This is a genomic window from Limnohabitans lacus (genome assembly GCF_030053395.1).
In the GTDB taxonomy this organism is placed as follows: domain Bacteria; phylum Pseudomonadota; class Gammaproteobacteria; order Burkholderiales; family Burkholderiaceae_C; genus Limnohabitans_A; species Limnohabitans_A lacus.
In genome coordinates, this window is record NZ_JASGBH010000006.1 from 162,259 (window position 1) to 178,497 (window position 16,239).

Below are 16,239 nucleotides of genomic sequence, written 5' to 3' on the forward strand. Positions count from 1 at the left end.
GTTATGCGTGCAAAGGTGTTTCGTGCTCATAGCGTCCCGTGCCTAAGCTGCCAGGGCCCATGCGTGCGAACTTGACCATGAGGTACATCTCGACCACCAACAGCACGGTGTAAAAGCCAATAAACCCTGCCAGTGATCCATACAAGCTGTTCACGCTGAGTGTGGAGACACTCAGATGGGTTGGCAGCACGCCGTAAATCGTCCAGGGTTGGCGGCCGTACTCGGCCACAAACCAACCCAATTCGCAGGCGATCCAAGGGGCTGGCAACATCCACAGCGCCGTTTTGAGCAACCAGGGTTTTTCCATGCAGGTCATCTTCAGTGTGCTCCAGAACGCCAGGCCAAACAGCACAAGCATGGCAAAGCCGAGCCCCACCATGGCTCGAAATGCCCAAAACATGGGGGTCACGCGAGGCACCGTGTCATTGACCGCACGGTCGATGATGTCCGGGGTGGCAGCGTTCACATCGTTCACGTATTTCTTCAGCAAAAGACCAAAGCCCAGATCTGCCTTATGGCGTTCAAACACTTGCTTGGCCACTGTATCGTCACGATTGGCGCGCAGGGCTTCGAGCGCATTGACGGCGATGATGCCTTCTTGGATACGCAGGCGGTTCTTGGCTTTGATGTCGTGAATGCCGGGGATCTCCTTGCTGATAGAGCGCGTGCCAATCAGGCCCATGACCCAGGGAATTTCGACCTCCCAGTTGTTTTTTTGCTCGGCTTCATTGATGCTGGCCACCAGGGTCAGCCCTGCTGGTGCGGGTTTGGTTTCCCACATGGCTTCCAATGCGGCCATTTTGGTTTGCTGCGCTTCACCCACGGTGTAGCCTGACTCGTCACCCAGCACAATGACACTCAAAACGGACGCCAGACCAAAAGCGGCAGCGACCCGAAAGCTGCGTTTGGCAAACTCCACATCGCGTTTTTTGAGCAAATACCAGCTTGAAATGGACAGTACAAACATGGCACCGGTGACATAACCTGCCGACACCGTGTGGACAAACTTCGCCTGTGCATCTGGGTTGAAAACCACGGCCCAAAAATCAGTCATTTCCATGCGCATGGTCAGATAACTGAACTCTGCACCCACCGGGTTTTGCATCCAGCCATTGGCAATCAAAATCCACAGCGCCGAGAGGTTGGTTCCGACCGCCATGAGCAAAGTCACCAGCAAGTGCTGTGTCTTGCTGAGCCGGTCCCAGCCAAAGAAGAACAGGCCAATCATGGTGGACTCAAGGAAGAAAGCCATCAAACCCTCGATGGCCAGGGGGGCGCCAAAGATGTCGCCCACGTAATGTGAGTAATACGCCCAATTCGTGCCGAACTGAAACTCCAGTGTGATGCCCGTCGTCACGCCAAGCGCAAAGTTGATGCCAAACAGCTTGCCCCAAAACCGTGTCATGTCTTTCCAAATGACCTTGCCCGTCATGACATAGACGCTTTCCATGATCACCAAGAGCCAGACCATGCCGAGCGTCAGCGGGACAAAAAGAAAGTGGTACATCGCAGTGGCTGCAAATTGCAGGCGCGACAGATCCACCAGTTGTTCAGAGATCATGGTTGGGTCCTTGGGGTTGTATCGGGCGTGAAGGTCAGCAGTTGCGTGGCTGCGCTGTTCTCGTCAACAGCCACGCGGTTTTCCCTGACAAAAAACCACCACAGCGCCATCAGCACGGTGAGTTTCAAAACCAGCACGATGGCCAGTTTTCTAACGAGGGTTTTGTCTGAAAAATGCATATCGGTTCAAGGTATCTAGTTCGACCTTGGGGGGCTTGTTGATTCGTTTTTGGCTTGTCCTGAAGGTGTAAATATTAAGCTATTACTTAATTAATGAATTGCGAATATTGAATTGTCCTGAGCGTCAGTCCTTTTTAAAGTGGAGGCCTTCTGCTACATGTAGGTCTCCATCCCATGCTCAAGGCTTTGATTTTTGACGTTGACGGCACCCTCGCCGAAACCGAAATGGCGCATTTGGCGGCGTTCAACCACGCGTTCGTCGAGGGGGGGCTGGACTGGCGCTGGGATGTGCCGCTGTACAACCGCTTGTTGGCGGTGTCTGGAGGCAAAGAGCGCATCAAGGCGTATTGGCAAACCTTGGCTAATCCGCCCAAGGACATCAGCGGCGCGGGCATGCAGGAGACCATTGACCGTCTGCACGAGATCAAAACCGCCGCTTACGAGCAAGCGGTGCAAGACGGCGCGGTACAGATGCGCCCGGGGGTGCTGGCGCTGCTGTCGGCCGCCAGTACGGCAGGGCTCAAATTGGCCATTGCCACCACCACCTCGCCCGTCAACATCGCGGCCTTGCTGCGCCAAGCCATCGGCCCCGACTGGAAGCAGCATTTTTCGGTGCTCGAAGATGCCTCGACCGCGCCGCGCAAAAAACCAGACCCGATGGTTTACCAGCAAACCCTCTCGCGCTTGGGTTTGGCACCCGAGCATTGCCTGGCGTTTGAGGATTCCGAGAACGGTCTGCGCGCCGCTATGGCAGCAGGTCTGTCCACGGTCATCACCCCCAACGACTTCACTGCCGAGCACGATTTCAAAGGCGCATTGCGCATTGTCCCCAGCCTGCAGGGCGTGGGGCTGGCGCAGTTGCGTGAATGGCACCACACCGCTTTCAAGGTCACCGCATGAGCACCGTCCGCATTGCCCCCTCCATCTTGTCCGCCGACTTTGCCCGTTTGGGCGAAGAGGTCCGCGCCATTGAAGCCGCAGGCGCGGACTGGGTGCACTTTGACGTGATGGACAACCATTACGTGCCCAACCTGACCATTGGCCCACTGGTGTGCGAGGCGATCCGCCCGCATGTCCAGATCCCGATCGATGTGCATTTGATGGTCGAGCCGGTCGATGCGCTGGTGCCTTTGTTCGCCAAAGCCGGGGCCAACATCATCACCTTTCACCCCGAAGCCAGCCGCCATGTGGACCGGACCTTGCAAATGATCCGCGACCACGGTTGCAAAGCGGGCCTGGTGTTCAATCCCGCCACGCCGTTGGAGTGGATGGACCATGTGATGGACCGCTTGGACGTGGTCTTGCTCATGAGCGTGAACCCCGGTTTTGGCGGCCAGAAATTCATCCCCTCGACCTTGCCCAAGCTGCAAGCGGCCCGCCAGCGCATCAACACCCATGCGGCGCGGGGTGGCCAATCCATCGTGCTGGAGGTAGACGGCGGTGTGAAGACCGACAACATCGCCCAGATCGTGGCGGCCGGTGCCGACACCTGCGTGGCGGGCAGCGCCGTGTTCGGTGCGCCCGATGCCGATGGGGGCTACCGCGGGGTGATGCAAGCCCTCAAGCAAGCCGCTGTGGCTTGAGTCAGATTCCGAGTTCCCGAATTTTTACAACTTCAGAGAGTGTTGACCCCATGTCCTTGAGTCCCCGCACCACGCCCACCTTGACGCAATACCTGATCGAAGAGCGTCGTCGCTTTCCCGATGCCAGTGGTGACTTCAATGCCTTGATTTTGGATGTGGCCATGGCCTGCAAAGCCATTGCCAAATCGGTCGCCTATGGTGCTTTGGCCGACATGTATGGCAACCACGCGGCTGACGCTGGCGGCAGCATCAACGTGCAAGGCGAGACCCAGAAAAAGCTGGACGTGGTGAGCAACGAACTGTTCATCCGCATGAACGAGTGGGGCGGTCACTTGGCGGGCATGGCCTCTGAAGAAATGGATTTGCCCTACGACATTCCAGCGCAACACCCCCGGGGCAAATACCTGCTGGTGTTTGACCCACTGGACGGCTCCAGCAACATCGACGTGAACGTGTCGGTGGGCAGCATTTTCAGCGTGCTGCGTGCGCCCGACGCCACCGCCGAGGGTGGGCCCTTGACCGAAGCCGATTTCTTCCAACCGGGGACCCGCCAGATTGCCGCCGGTTATGCCTTGTACGGCCCCACCACCATGCTGGTACTGAGCGTGGGCAACGGTGTGGCCGGTTTCACACTCGACCCGGTGATGGGCGAGTTCATGCTGACGCATCCCGATTTGCGTGTGCCAGAAGACACGAACGAGTTTGCCATCAACGCTTCTAACAGCCGCTTCTGGGAAGCCCCGGTCAAGCGCTATGTGGACGAATGCCTGGCCGGTAAAACCGGCCCGCGTGGCAAAGACTTCAACATGCGCTGGATCGCATCGATGGTGGCGGAAGCCCACCGCATTTTGATGCGTGGCGGGGTTTTCATGTACCCCCGTGACACCAAAGACCCGAGCAAGCCCGGCCGCTTGCGCCTGCTGTACGAAGCCAACCCGGTGGGCTTCATCATGGAACAAGCCGGTGGCCGTGCCAGCACGGGACAAGTCCCCATGTTGAGTGTGCAGCCCACCAGCTTGCACCAGCGCATTGGCCTCGTGTTTGGCTCCAAAAACGAGGTCGAGCGCATCGAGCGTTACCACGCCGAACCGCCCAAGCAAGACAGCTTTGCGCCACTGTTTGCCGAGCGCAGCCTGTTCCGCGACTGAGCGGCCGAGTCCGTTCGCCAAACCATTGAAAAAATTACAAGGAGATTCCCATGTCTGAACGCCACCCCATCATCGCCATCACCGGTTCTTCGGGAGCAGGCACCTCGACGGTGACACGCACGTTTTCCAACATTTTTCGCCGCGAAGGTGTGAAGGCGGCCATCATCGAAGGCGACAGCTTTCACCGTTTTGACCGCAAAGAGATGAAGCAACGTGGCGCGGCTGCAGAAAAAGAGGGCAACAAACATTTCAGCCACTTCAGCGCCGAAAACAACCTGTTTGGTGAGATTGAAAACCTGTTTCGCACCTACGGTGCCACGGGCCAAGGCAAGTCACGCAAATACCTGCACAACGCCGAAGAGGCCGCACCTTATCAACAAGACCCCGGCACTTTCACACCCTGGGAAGACCTGCCGAACGACACCGACATGCTGTTTTACGAAGGCTTGCACGGCGCCGTGGTCACGTCCGAGCACAACATCGCGCAGCACCCCGATTTGCGCGTGGGCGTGGTGCCCGTCATCAACCTGGAATGGATTCAGAAACTCTGGCGCGACAAGCACCAGCGTGGCTACAGCACTGAGGCGGTGACCGACACCATCTTGCGCCGCATGCCTGACTATGTGAACTACATCGTGCCGCAGTTTGAGCACACGCATGTCAACTTCCAGCGTGTGCCCTTGGTCGACACCTCCAACCCCTTCATCTCGCGCGACATTCCGTCGGCCGATGAAAGCGTGGTGGTGATCCGTTTTGCCAACCCCAAAGGGATCGACTTTCCCTATTTGCTCAACATGATCAACGACTCTTGGATGAGCCGTGCCAACACCATCGTGGTGCCTGGCGGCAAGATGGAAATCGCCATGCAACTCATCTTCACACCGTTCGTGTGGCGAATGATGGAGCGCCGCAAACGCGCTTTGGGCTTGGCTTGAAACGGGGGCGAAATCACATGAACACCGTTGCCAATCAACCCACCCCCGAGATGGCCCGCCGCATGGCCAACGCCGTGCGCATGCTGGCCGTGGACGCCGTCGAAGCGGCCAAATCAGGCCACCCCGGTGCGCCCATGGGCATGGCCGACATCGCCGAAGTGCTGTGGAACCGGCACCTGAAGCACAACCCCCTTAATCCGCAGTGGGCCGACCGCGACCGCTTTGTGTTGTCCAACGGCCATGGCTCCATGCTGATTTATGCCTTGCTGCACCTGACGGGCTATGACTTGGCTTTGGACGAGCTGAAAAAATTTCGTCAACTGCACAGCAAGACCCCTGGCCACCCGGAAGTGGACATCACCCCCGGTGTGGAAACCACCACGGGCCCACTGGGCCAAGGCATCACCAACGCTGTGGGCATGGCGCTGGCCGAAAAGATGTTGGCCGATGAATTCAACCGCGAGGAAGATGGTCAGCGCCTGGACATCGTGGACCACATGACCTATGTGTTTTTGGGCGATGGCTGCCTGATGGAAGGCATCAGCCACGAGGCCTGTTCGCTGGCGGGTACCTTGCGCTTGTCCAAACTGGTGGCGCTGTACGACGACAACGGCATCTCGATCGATGGCCATGTGGAAGGCTGGTTCACCGACGACACGCCCAGGCGCTTTGAAGCCTATGGCTGGAACGTGATCGCTAAGGTGGATGGCCATGACCCGCAAGCGGTCAACGCCGCCATCGAAGCGGCCAAGGCGCAAGCCCACAGCCCCAACGGCAAACCCACGCTGATTTGCTGCCAAACCGTGATCGGCATGGGCTCACCCAACAAGGCGGGCACCCACGATGTGCATGGCGCCGCGCTGGGCGCTGCCGAAATTGCCGCCACCCGCGAAGCGCTGAACTGGCCCTATGCCCCCTTTGAAGTGCCTGTCGATGTGGCAAGTGCTTGGGATGCCCGCGCCAGTGGCACGCGCGCCGAAAGCCAATGGCGCGAGCGTTTTGCCGCCTACCAAAGCCGCTACCCGCAAGAGGCGGCTGAGTTTGAGCGCCGCATGAAAGGCGATTTGAGCGAGGCCTATGCCCAAGGCTTGGCAAAAGCCCTGGCCGCCATCGTGGCCAAGCCCGATGCCGTGGCCACCCGCAAAGCCAGCCAGAATGCGCTCGATGTGTTGGCCCCCTTGTTGCCCGAATTTTTCGGCGGCAGTGCCGACCTGACGGGCTCCAACCTGACGAACTTCAAGACTTGCACCAAAGCGGGCCGCGACACCTGGGGCAACCACCTGTCGTATGGCGTGCGCGAATTTGGCATGGCCGCCATCATGAACGGCATGGCGCTGCATGGGGGATACATCCCTTATGGCGGCACATTCCTGACGTTCTCGGACTATTCGCGCAATGCCATCCGCATGGCAGCGCTCATGAAAAAGCGCGTGATCCATGTCTTCACGCACGACTCGATTGGCCTGGGCGAAGATGGCCCCACGCACCAAAGCGTGGAGCATGTGCCCAGCTTGCGCATCATCCCGGGGCTGGATGTGTGGCGGCCCGCCGATGGCTTGGAAACGGCTGTGGCCTGGGCCTGTTCGGTGGAACGCCGCGATGGCCCGAGCGCTTTGGCGCTGTCGCGCCAGAACCTGCCGCAGTTGCTGACCGACACCGCCGATGCGGCCAAGGTGCGCCAGGGCGGCTACATCCTGAGCGATATGCCGGGTGCCCAAGCCATCATCGTGGCCACAGGTTCCGAGACCTCTTTGGCCATGAAAGCGCAAGCTGATTTGGCCACCCAAGGTGTGGCCACACGGGTGGTGTCCATGCCCTGCACCAATGTGTTTGACCGGCAAAGCGAGGCCTACCAGGACATGGTCTTGCCGCTGGGTTTGCCCACCGTGGCTGTAGAGGCGGCGCACCCCGACTTCTGGCGCAAATATGTGGGTCGCACGGGCATGGTGATTGGCATCGCCAGCTTTGGCGAATCAGCCCCAGCACCCGCTTTGTACGCACACTTTGGTATTACCAGCGAGCGTGTGTGTGAAGCGGTACGCACCTTGGTGCACCGCCACACCCACCGCCAAGCGGACACCTTGCCTGCTCACATCGTGCCTTCCGACAATTGAGCCGCCTGCCCCTTGCAAAGAGCAAAAAATGCAAACTCCACAAGCCTATTTCTTTGACCTCGACGGCACTTTGGTCGAAACCGCGCCCGAAATCGCCGACGCGGTGAACGACACCTTGCGCTATTTCGATTGGCCCGAGGTATCGCAGCAGCAAGTCAACGACTGGATCGGTCACGGCACCAAAGAGCTGCTGATCCAGGCGTTGGCCAGTGTCACCAGTACGCCAGTGGAAGCCGTGCGTAAAGGTGCAGATCTGAAGCAAGCGCTGCCGATCTTTGACCGCTACTACCAAGCCCGTTGCGGCACACGCAGCCACCTGTACCCGCAGGTGCGCGAAGTCTTGTCGGCTCTGCGGGCGCGCGGTTGCAAGCTGGCGGTGGTGACCAACAAGGAAGGCCGCTACACCGACACCGTGCTGCGCGTGCACGACTTGCACGCTGCTTTCGACGTGGTGGTCAGTGGCGACTCTTTCCCGGTCAAAAAACCCGACCCCACCAGCGTGGTGGACTGCTTGAAGCGTTGGGACCTGAAGGCCACCCAAGCGCTGTTTGTGGGGGATTCGTCGATCGACGCGGCCACCGCCCGCAATGCGGGTGTGCCGGTCTGGTTGCTGCCTTATGGCTACAACATGGGCGAGTCGGTGCACGCGTGTGCGCCGGACCGCGTGATCGAGGATTTTTCGGCGCTGTTGTGATTTTGTAGGAGCCCACCCCGTGGGCGATGGGCGTGGAACACGCCCTTGACTGTATCGCCCATAGGGTGGGCTCCTACACAAACAACGGCCCAGAAGTATTTGAAGTTCAACTGTTTTGAATGAAGAGGGAAATTTATGACCACAAAAATTGGCATCAACGGATTTGGCCGCATTGGCCGCATGGTGTTCCGCGCGGCGGTGCAAAATTTCGATGACGTCGAGATCGTCGCCATCAATGACCTGCTGGAGCCCGAGTACCTGGCCTACATGCTGCAATACGACAGCGTGCATGGCCGTTTTGATGGCGACGTGGCGGTTGAAGGCAACACCCTGATCGTGAACGGCCAACGCATCCGCCTGACACAAGAGCGCGACCCTGCGAATCTGAAGTGGAACGAAGTGGGTGCCGATGTGGTGATCGAAGCCACGGGCTTGTTCCTCGACAAAGAAGGTGCTGGCAAACACTTGACCGCAGGGGCCAAAAAAGTGGTCATCTCTGCCCCCTCCAAATACGATACGCCCATGTTTGTGTTTGGTGTGAACCACGCCAGCTATGCGGGCCAAGCCATCATCAGCAATGCCAGCTGCACCACCAACGCACTGGCCCCTTTGGCCAAGGTGCTGAACGACAAATGGGGCATCCAGCGTGGCCTGATGACCACCGTGCACGCCACCACAGCCACCCAAAAAACCGTGGACGGCCCGAGCAACAAGGACTGGCGTGGCGGGCGCGGCATCTTGGAAAACATCATCCCCAGCAGCACGGGCGCAGCCAAGGCCGTGGGCGTGGTGATTCCCGAGATCAAGGGCAAGCTCACGGGCGTGTCGGTGCGGGTGCCCACCAGCGATGTGTCGCTGGTCGACTTGACGGTGGAGTTGGCCACGCCTGCCACGTACGCCGAGATTTGCGCCGAAATGAAGGCGCAAAGCCAAGGGGCTTTGAAGCGCGTGTTGGGTTACACCGAAGCCAAAGTGGTGTCTACGGATTTCCGGGGTGAGGTCTGCACCTCCGTGTTCGATGCCGAAGCGGGTATGGCGCTCGACAGCACCTTTGTGAAGCTGATGGCTTGGTACGACAACGAGTGGGGTTACTCCAACAAGTGCCTGGAAATGGCCCGCGTGGTGTCCGGCCAAGCAGGAGGTGCGCGATGAAAGTCTTACGTTTTGCCGATGTGGTCAAAAGCGGCTTTGCCGAAAACCGTCGCGTGTTCATTCGAGCTGACCTGAACGTGCCGCAAGCCGATGACGGCAGCATCACCGAAGACACCCGCATCCGCGCCAGCGTGCCTTGCATCCAGATGGCGCTGGACGCTGGAGCTGCCGTGATGGTGACATCGCATTTGGGCCGCCCCACTGAGGGTGAATTCAAGCCCGAAGATTCGCTTGCCCCAGTGGCCAAGCGCTTGGGCGAGTTGCTCGGTCGTGATGTGCCGCTGGTCGCCAATTGGGTGGACGGTGTTTCTGTCGCCCCTGGTCAGGTCGTGCTGCTCGAAAACTGCCGCGTCAACAAGGGCGAGAAGAAAAACAACGAAGCGCTGGCCCGCCAAATGGCCCAGCTGTGCGACATCTATGTGAACGACGCTTTTGGCACGGCCCACCGCGCCGAAGGCACAACCTATGGCATCGCGCAGTTTGCGCCTATTGCTTGCGCAGGCCCTCTGCTGGCCGCCGAGATCGATGCGATTGGCAAAGCCTTGGCCAACCCGAAGCGGCCACTGGCGGCCATCGTGGCGGGCTCCAAGGTGTCCACCAAGCTGACCATCTTGAAGAGCCTGTCGCAAAACGTGGACCAGCTCATTGTGGGTGGCGGCATTGCCAACACTTTCATGCTGGCAGCGGGTCTGAAGATCGGCAAGAGCCTGGCCGAAGCGGACTTGGTGGATGAAGCCAAAGCCGTGATTGAAGCCATGAAGGCCCGTGGCGCCGAGGTGCCGATCCCGACCGATGTGGTGGTGGCCAAGACCTTCGCAGCCGACGCCGTAGCGACGGTGAAAAAAGCGACCGAAGTGGCCGACGACGACATGATTTTGGACATCGGCCCAGAGACTGCGGCCAAACTGGCCGCGCAGCTCAAGCAAGCAGGCACCATTGTGTGGAACGGCCCGGTGGGCGTGTTTGAGTTTGCGGCCTTCGAAAACGGCACCAAGGTGATTGCCCAAGCGATTGCCGAGTCCAGCGCCTTCAGCATTGCGGGCGGTGGTGACACGCTGGCGGCGATTGCCAAGTACGGCATTGAAAAGCAGGTGGGCTACATCTCGACCGGCGGTGGTGCGTTCTTGGAGATCCTGGAAGGCAAAACCCTGCCCGCCATCGAAATTCTGAGCCGTCGCGCAGCGGCGGACTGACCTCTTTTCATTTTTCATTTTTCAAGGAGCCCCCTCATGGCATTGGTTTCATTGCGCCAGGTCCTCGACCATGCGGCCGAATTCGGCTACGGCATTCCCGCTTTCAACGTCAACAACCTCGAACAGGTGCAGGCCATCATGGAGGCGGCGCAAGCCACCGACAGCCCGGTCATCTTGCAAGCTTCGGCCGGGGCCCGCAAATACGCGGGTGAGGCGTATTTGCGCCATTTGGTGCTGGCCGCCATCGAAACACACCCCGACATTCCGGTGGTTTTGCACCAAGACCACGGCGCCACGCCCGCGCAGTGCCAGCAGTCGATCCGTTCGGGCTTTTCGAGCGTGATGATGGACGGCTCGCTCATGGCCGACGCCAAGACGCCCGCCAGCTACGAGTACAACGTGGGCGTGACGCAAAAGGTCTGCGAGATGGCCCACGCCGTGGGCGTGTCGGTCGAGGGTGAATTGGGCTGCCTGGGCTCTCTGGAAACTGGCGAAGCGGGCGAAGAAGACGGCGTGGGTGCCGAAGGCAAACTCAGCCATGATCAGATGCTGACCGACCCCGTGCAGGCCAAGGACTTTGTGGCCCAAACCGGTGTGGACGCGCTGGCCATTGCCATTGGCACCAGTCACGGTGCCTATAAGTTCACCCGTCCGCCCACAGGCGACATCTTGGCCATGGACCGCATTGCCGCCATCCATGCCGCCATTCCCAACACGCATTTGGTGATGCACGGCAGCTCCAGCGTGCCGCAAGAGTGGTTGCAGATCATTCGCCAATACGGCGGCGACATCAAGGAAACCTATGGCGTGCCGGTCGAAGAAATCGTGCGTGGCATCCAAAGCGGTGTGCGCAAGGTCAATATCGACACCGACATCCGCTTGGCCATGACCGGTGCCATGCGCCAGGTGTTTGCGCAGCAGCCCTCGGAGTTCGATCCTCGCAAAGCCTTAGCGGCTGCCAAAAATGCGGCAGCGGGCATTGTCAAGGCGCGTTTTGAGGCTTTTGGCTGCGCTGGTCGCGGCAGTCAGATCAAACCGGTTTCCTTGGATGCGATGGCGGGGCGGTACCTGTGAATTGATTTAAGTCATTTATTGATCAGTAATCTCTTATATATTAATGGGGTGAGGTAATGGGCGCGTTTGGTACTCGCGCCCAGTTGGGGGACTCCCTCCAGGGAGTCCCCATTTTTTCGTTCTGATGCGTGGTTTTCATGCCGTGCTCAAGGAGACTAATCATGATCATTGGCGTGCCAAAAGAAATATTCACGGGTGAGAAACGGGTGGCCACCGTCCCCGATGTGGTGACCAAACTGGTCAAACTCGGTTTTGAGGTGGTGGTCGAGCAAGGTGCGGGCGAGTTGGCCGACCTGTCCGATGCCGCTTACACCGAAGCGGGCGCCACCATCGCGCCCAGCGCCGCAGCCCTGTGGAGCGGCAGCGACATCGTCTTCAAGGTGCGTGCCCCCACCGCCGACGAAGTGGCGCTGATGCACGAAGGCCAGACCTTGATCGGCTTTTTGTGGCCCGCCCAAAACCCCGAATTGATGCAGCAGCTGGCCGCCAAAAAGGTCACCGCGCTGTCCATCGACGCCTTGCCCCGCACATTGAGCCGTGCCCAGAAGATGGACGCACTGACCTCGATGGCCGGTGTCAGTGGCTACCGCGCTGTGGTCGAGTCGGCCAATGCCTTTGGCCGTTTCTTCAACGGCCAGATCACGGCCGCGGGCAAAGTGCCGCCCGCCAAAGTGTTCATCGCCGGTGCCGGTGTGGCCGGTTTGGCCGCCATTGGCGCGGCTGCCAGCCTGGGCGCCATCGTGCGCGCCAACGACACCCGCGCCGAAGTGGCCGACCAGGTGGTTTCGCTGGGCGGTGAGTTCGTCAAGGTCGACTACGAAGAAGAAGGCTCGGGCGGCGGCGGTTACGCCAAGGTCATGAGCGAAGGCTTTCAGGCCGCGCAGCGCGAGATGTACGCCAAGCAGGCCAAAGAGTGCGACATCATCATCACCACCGCGCTGATCCCTGGCAAACCCGCGCCCAAGCTGATCACCGCCGAGATGGTGCAAAGCATGAAGCCCGGCAGCGTGATCGTGGACATGGCCGCCGAGCAAGGCGGCAACTGCGAGTTGACCGAACCCGGCAAGGCCGTGGTCAAGCACGGCGTGACGATTGTGGGTTACACCGACCTGGCTTCGCGCATGGCGCGTCAGTCGTCCACGCTGTACGGCACCAACCTGTTCCGCTTGACGGAAGAGCTGTGCAAGACCAAAGACGGCGTGATCAACGTCAACATGGAAGACGACGCGATCCGGGGCCTGACGGTCATCAAGAACGGTGAAATCACCTGGCCTGCGCCACCTTTGGTGGTGGCCCCCAAGCCGGCTCCCAAGCCCACTGCCGCGCCAGTCGCCAAAAAAGGCCACGGCCACGGCGAGCCGTCCGGTCCCATGCCAGTGGGTCAGTTGCTGATCGTTTCGGCGGTCGCCGCTGTGCTGCTGGTGCTGGTGGGTGCCTATGCGCCCGCTGCTTTCTTGTCGCACTTCACGGTGTTTGTCTTGGCCTGCTTTGTGGGCTACATGGTGGTCTGGAACGTCAAGCCCGCGCTGCACACCCCGCTTATGAGCGTGACCAACGCGATCAGCTCCATCATTGCCATCGGCGCGCTGGTGCAGATTTCGCCCATGGCCGCAGCCGGACGGCCCAACACGCTGATCGCCATCTTGGCCGCTTTGGCGCTGGTGCTGACGGCCATCAACATGTTTGGCGGCTTTGCCGTCACCCAGCGCATGCTGGCGATGTTCCGAAAATAAGAAGAAGGAGAACCTGAATGTCTGCAAGTCTGGCCACGGTCGCCTACATCGGCGCGACCATTCTCTTCATCCTCAGCCTGGGCGGTTTGTCCAACCAGGAAACCGCACGGCGCGGCAACCTCTACGGCATGATCGGCATGAGCTTGGCCGTGCTGGCCACCATCTTCGGCCCGCAAGTCACGGCCGAGGGCATTCCCATGATCGTGGGCTCCGTGCTGGTGGGCGCACTCATCGGTCTGTACGCTGCGCGCAAAGTGCAGATGACCCAAATGCCCGAGCTGGTGGCGCTGATGCACAGCATGGTCGGCATGGCCGCAGCGCTGGTGGGTTACGCCACCTATGTGGACCCCGAAGCTTCCAAGAATTTGGACAGCGCAGCGCACGCCATCCACGCCGGTGAAATCTACATCGGCATCTTCATCGGTGCGGTGACCTTCTCGGGTTCGGTGGCCGCGTTTGGCAAGTTGTCCGGTCGCATTGGTGGCAGCCCCTTGCTCTTGCCCGCTCGCCACTGGCTCAACCTGGTGGGTTTGATCGCAGTGGTTTACTTTGGCCGCGAGTTCATGAACGCCCACACGGTGCAAGAAGGCATGGTGCCCCTGATCATCATGACCGCCATCGCTTTGCTGTTTGGCATCCACATGGTCATGGCCATTGGCGGTGCCGACATGCCGGTGGTCGTGTCCATGCTCAACAGCTATTCCGGCTGGGCCGCAGCGGCCACCGGCTTCATGCTCTCCAACGACTTGTTGATCGTGATCGGCGCCTTGGTGGGCTCCAGCGGTGCGATCTTGTCCTACATCATGTGCAATGCCATGAACCGCAGCTTCATCAGCGTGATCGCTGGGGGCTTTGGCACCACAGCTGCCGCGCCCAAGCCCACGGGCGAAGCAGCCGAGCCCCAAGGTGAAGTCAGCCCCATCTTGGCGACCGAAACCGCCGAGTTGCTGCGCGACGCGAAAAACGTGATCGTGGTGCCCGGCTACGGCATGGCCGTGGCCCAAGCCCAGCACACGGTGTTTGAAATCACCAAGACACTGCGCGACAAAGGCGTGAATGTGCGCTTTGGCATCCACCCGGTGGCGGGCCGGATGCCGGGCCACATGAACGTGTTGCTGGCTGAGGCCAAAGTGCCCTACGACATCGTGTTCGAGATGGACGAGCTCAACGACGACTTCCCTGAGACCGATGTGGCCATCGTGATCGGCGCCAACGACATCGTGAACCCTGCTGCGCAAGACGACCCGACCAGCCCGATCGCCGGCATGCCGGTGCTGGAAGTCTGGAAGGCCCGCACCAGCATCGTCATGAAGCGCTCCATGGCCAGCGGCTATGCGGGCGTGGACAACCCCTTGTTCTACAAAGAAAACAACCGCATGTTGTTTGGCGATGCCAAGAAGATGCTGGACGAAGTCCTGCTGGCTTTGAAGGCTTGAGGCTGAATATCGGCCTTCACATCACAAGTCATGGGTGTTTGATCGTTTTGTGTGAAAGATCAAAGTGTTGCGTTTGCGTTCAAAAATAGCTTTTGCTGTGACGGCGATGATTGAAATTGCCTTGAAGCATCAGCAAGGTCCCGTCTCAATTTCAAAAATAAGTGAACGACACAAAATTTCAATCACAAGTCTGGAAGAAATTTTCAGCAAATTGCTGGGGCAGCAACTTGTAAAAAGCACGCGAGGCCCTGGCGGTGGTTATTCCTTGCGTTTGAATGCGGATGACATCAGCCTCGCAGATATTGCACTGGCCGTGGATGATGCCTTGCATCAAGATGACCATTGGATCAGTCGATCCATGCAAAGTGAAATATGGGCTGAATTCAACAATCAAGTGCTCAAACAGTTGCGTGCCATCAGTTTGGGTCAATTGGTCCGTGAGCAAAGCATGCAACTGAATGCTGAAATGCAGGCCCAGGAAATCGGGGCTTTTCAGTCTTGATCAAATCGTGCATGCCTTGCATGGGGTGTTAGACAAAGTGGCGTGCATTTGTCATCCATTCACGATGAAGTGAATCACACGGACTTGTTCATTTTGTTGAGGAAGAGCCGCAAGAAAAATACGGCCATCAACAGCATGAACACGATCACACCCAAACTCATCAGGCCGTAGTCCGTCGAAAAAAGATCGATTAACATTTTCATGGAGCATCCTTTCAATTCATGTGCAGCCATGATCTGCCGTGTGAAAGTTTGAAGATTGATTTATCGCAAGTCCCATGGGGCGTGTGCATGAAGTTTGTGCTGGATCAAATAAGGAAACACATGACGACATTGACAGCCCGTTTGGCCCTGATTTTCGTGACACTTGTGGGCTGTTGTAGCGCCGCGATCGGACAAGAAACCCGGCTGGCCACGCAGACCCTGCACTGCGCAGCCATCTTTGCAGTCTTGGGGCAAGGTCCAAATCACGATGCGCAGCAGGCGGCCCAACACGCAAAAGCCACCGACATCTTCACCCGCGTGCATTTGCAGGAGTTGCCGCAACCGGTGAGCGCCAGCACGCGGGAGACGGTGCTTCAAAAACGAAGCGATGCTGTGCAGGCCATGCGTGCTGCCTGGTTGGCCAAGGACGCTTCTTTGCGCGAAGAGGGCGTGCTCTGTGGTGCCTGGGCTGAAGGCTTTTTGGCGCAAGGCGATCGCATCCAATTTGTGCCCGTGTTCCCCAAGGTGGTAGCACCTGGTGTGCGCAGCCAATATCAAAGCCTGTTGGATGAGCGGATGGGGCGTTGAAACCACGTTCGCGCTGAGTGGCTTGGGGGCTGGCTGCGTGGTGCTTGGCTGTGTGGTGCCCCCGACAGGAATCGAACCTGTATCACTCCCTTAGGAGGGGAGAGTTCTATCCATTGAACTACGGTGGCGGTGTGGCGATTTTAC

General features: G+C 59.1%; 16 protein-coding genes and 1 tRNA gene. 13 read left to right on the forward strand and 4 right to left on the reverse strand.

All coding sequences use genetic code 11. The features are described from left to right. Position 1: 1 nt before the first annotated feature. Together QLQ16_RS09800 and cydP are read right to left on the reverse strand one after the other, a co-directional pair. Positions 2-1,561 (reverse strand): cytochrome ubiquinol oxidase subunit I, encoded by a 1,560-nt coding sequence (locus QLQ16_RS09800; RefSeq protein ID WP_283224506.1) that lies wholly within the window; start codon positions 1,559-1,561, stop codon positions 2-4. Continuing rightward, positions 1,558-1,740 carry a cytochrome oxidase putative small subunit CydP gene (gene cydP / locus QLQ16_RS09805; protein ID WP_283224507.1) on the reverse strand — a complete coding sequence of 61 codons (183 nt, stop codon included), beginning with the start codon at positions 1,738-1,740 and terminating at the stop codon, positions 1,558-1,560. Before cydP ends, QLQ16_RS09800 begins: the two co-directional genes overlap by 4 nt. Before the next feature lie 174 nt (positions 1,741-1,914). Between cydP and QLQ16_RS09810 the strand changes: the two genes are divergently transcribed. The 12 genes from QLQ16_RS09810 to QLQ16_RS09865 all read left to right on the forward strand — a co-directional run bounded on the left by QLQ16_RS09810 (position 1,915) and on the right by QLQ16_RS09865 (position 15,304). Continuing rightward, positions 1,915-2,640, forward strand: a complete 726-nt coding sequence (locus tag QLQ16_RS09810) for an HAD-IA family hydrolase (RefSeq protein WP_283224508.1) — start codon at positions 1,915-1,917, stop codon at positions 2,638-2,640. After that, complete coding sequence (gene rpe, locus QLQ16_RS09815; protein WP_283224509.1) at positions 2,637-3,323, forward strand: ribulose-phosphate 3-epimerase; 687 nt, start codon at positions 2,637-2,639, stop codon at positions 3,321-3,323. The genes QLQ16_RS09810 and rpe overlap by 4 nt, the downstream gene beginning before the upstream one ends. A 50-nt stretch (positions 3,324-3,373) precedes the next feature. Next, on the forward strand, positions 3,374-4,471 hold the full coding sequence (locus tag QLQ16_RS09820; protein ID WP_283224510.1) for a class 1 fructose-bisphosphatase: 1,098 nt from the start codon (positions 3,374-3,376) through the stop codon (positions 4,469-4,471). 50 nt (positions 4,472-4,521) lie between these two features. Beyond that, entirely contained in the window at positions 4,522-5,406 is an 885-nt protein-coding gene (locus QLQ16_RS09825; RefSeq protein ID WP_283224511.1) for a phosphoribulokinase, read from the forward strand. Between the two features lie 17 nt (positions 5,407-5,423). Continuing rightward, positions 5,424-7,520, forward strand: a complete 2,097-nt coding sequence (gene tkt, locus QLQ16_RS09830; protein ID WP_283224512.1) for a transketolase — start codon at positions 5,424-5,426, stop codon at positions 7,518-7,520. Between the two features lie 28 nt (positions 7,521-7,548). Then, positions 7,549-8,214: an HAD-IA family hydrolase gene (locus QLQ16_RS09835; protein ID WP_283224513.1), complete on the forward strand. Its 666-nt coding sequence runs from the start codon at positions 7,549-7,551 to the stop codon at positions 8,212-8,214. 135 nt (positions 8,215-8,349) lie between these two features. Continuing rightward, positions 8,350-9,366, forward strand: a complete 1,017-nt coding sequence (gene gap / locus QLQ16_RS09840; RefSeq protein WP_283224514.1) for a type I glyceraldehyde-3-phosphate dehydrogenase — start codon at positions 8,350-8,352, stop codon at positions 9,364-9,366. After that, positions 9,363-10,559, forward strand: a complete 1,197-nt coding sequence (locus tag QLQ16_RS09845; RefSeq protein WP_283224515.1) for a phosphoglycerate kinase — start codon at positions 9,363-9,365, stop codon at positions 10,557-10,559. The genes gap and QLQ16_RS09845 overlap by 4 nt, the downstream gene beginning before the upstream one ends. Positions 10,560-10,595: 36 nt before the next feature. Further along, positions 10,596-11,633, forward strand: a complete 1,038-nt coding sequence (gene fba / locus QLQ16_RS09850) for a class II fructose-bisphosphate aldolase (protein ID WP_283224516.1) — start codon at positions 10,596-10,598, stop codon at positions 11,631-11,633. 161 nt (positions 11,634-11,794) lie between these two features. Continuing rightward, the gene (locus tag QLQ16_RS09855) at positions 11,795-13,366 is read left to right on the forward strand and encodes a Re/Si-specific NAD(P)(+) transhydrogenase subunit alpha (RefSeq protein ID WP_283224517.1); all 1,572 of its coding nucleotides are present in this window, start codon (positions 11,795-11,797) and stop codon (positions 13,364-13,366) included. 17 nt (positions 13,367-13,383) lie between these two features. Beyond that, positions 13,384-14,802 carry a Re/Si-specific NAD(P)(+) transhydrogenase subunit beta gene (gene pntB, locus QLQ16_RS09860; protein WP_283224518.1) on the forward strand — a complete coding sequence of 473 codons (1,419 nt, stop codon included), beginning with the start codon at positions 13,384-13,386 and terminating at the stop codon, positions 14,800-14,802. A 64-nt stretch (positions 14,803-14,866) separates the two neighbouring features. Next, positions 14,867-15,304 (forward strand): Rrf2 family transcriptional regulator, encoded by a 438-nt coding sequence (locus tag QLQ16_RS09865; protein ID WP_283224519.1) that lies wholly within the window; start codon positions 14,867-14,869, stop codon positions 15,302-15,304. A 74-nt stretch (positions 15,305-15,378) separates the two neighbouring features. Here the strand turns inward: QLQ16_RS09865 and QLQ16_RS09870 are convergent, their stop codons facing one another. Beyond that, positions 15,379-15,507, reverse strand: coding sequence for a DUF3149 domain-containing protein (locus QLQ16_RS09870; RefSeq protein WP_283224520.1), 129 nt, complete (start codon positions 15,505-15,507; stop codon positions 15,379-15,381). Positions 15,508-15,627: 120 nt separating this feature from the next. Here QLQ16_RS09870 and QLQ16_RS09875 point away from each other — a divergent pair, with 120 nt between their 5' ends. After that, the gene (locus QLQ16_RS09875; RefSeq protein ID WP_283224521.1) at positions 15,628-16,095 is read left to right on the forward strand and encodes a hypothetical protein; all 468 of its coding nucleotides are present in this window, start codon (positions 15,628-15,630) and stop codon (positions 16,093-16,095) included. A gap of 53 nt (positions 16,096-16,148) precedes the next feature. Here the strand turns inward: QLQ16_RS09875 and QLQ16_RS09880 are convergent. Further along, positions 16,149-16,223, reverse strand: a tRNA-Arg gene (locus tag QLQ16_RS09880). Positions 16,224-16,239 lie beyond the last annotated feature (16 nt).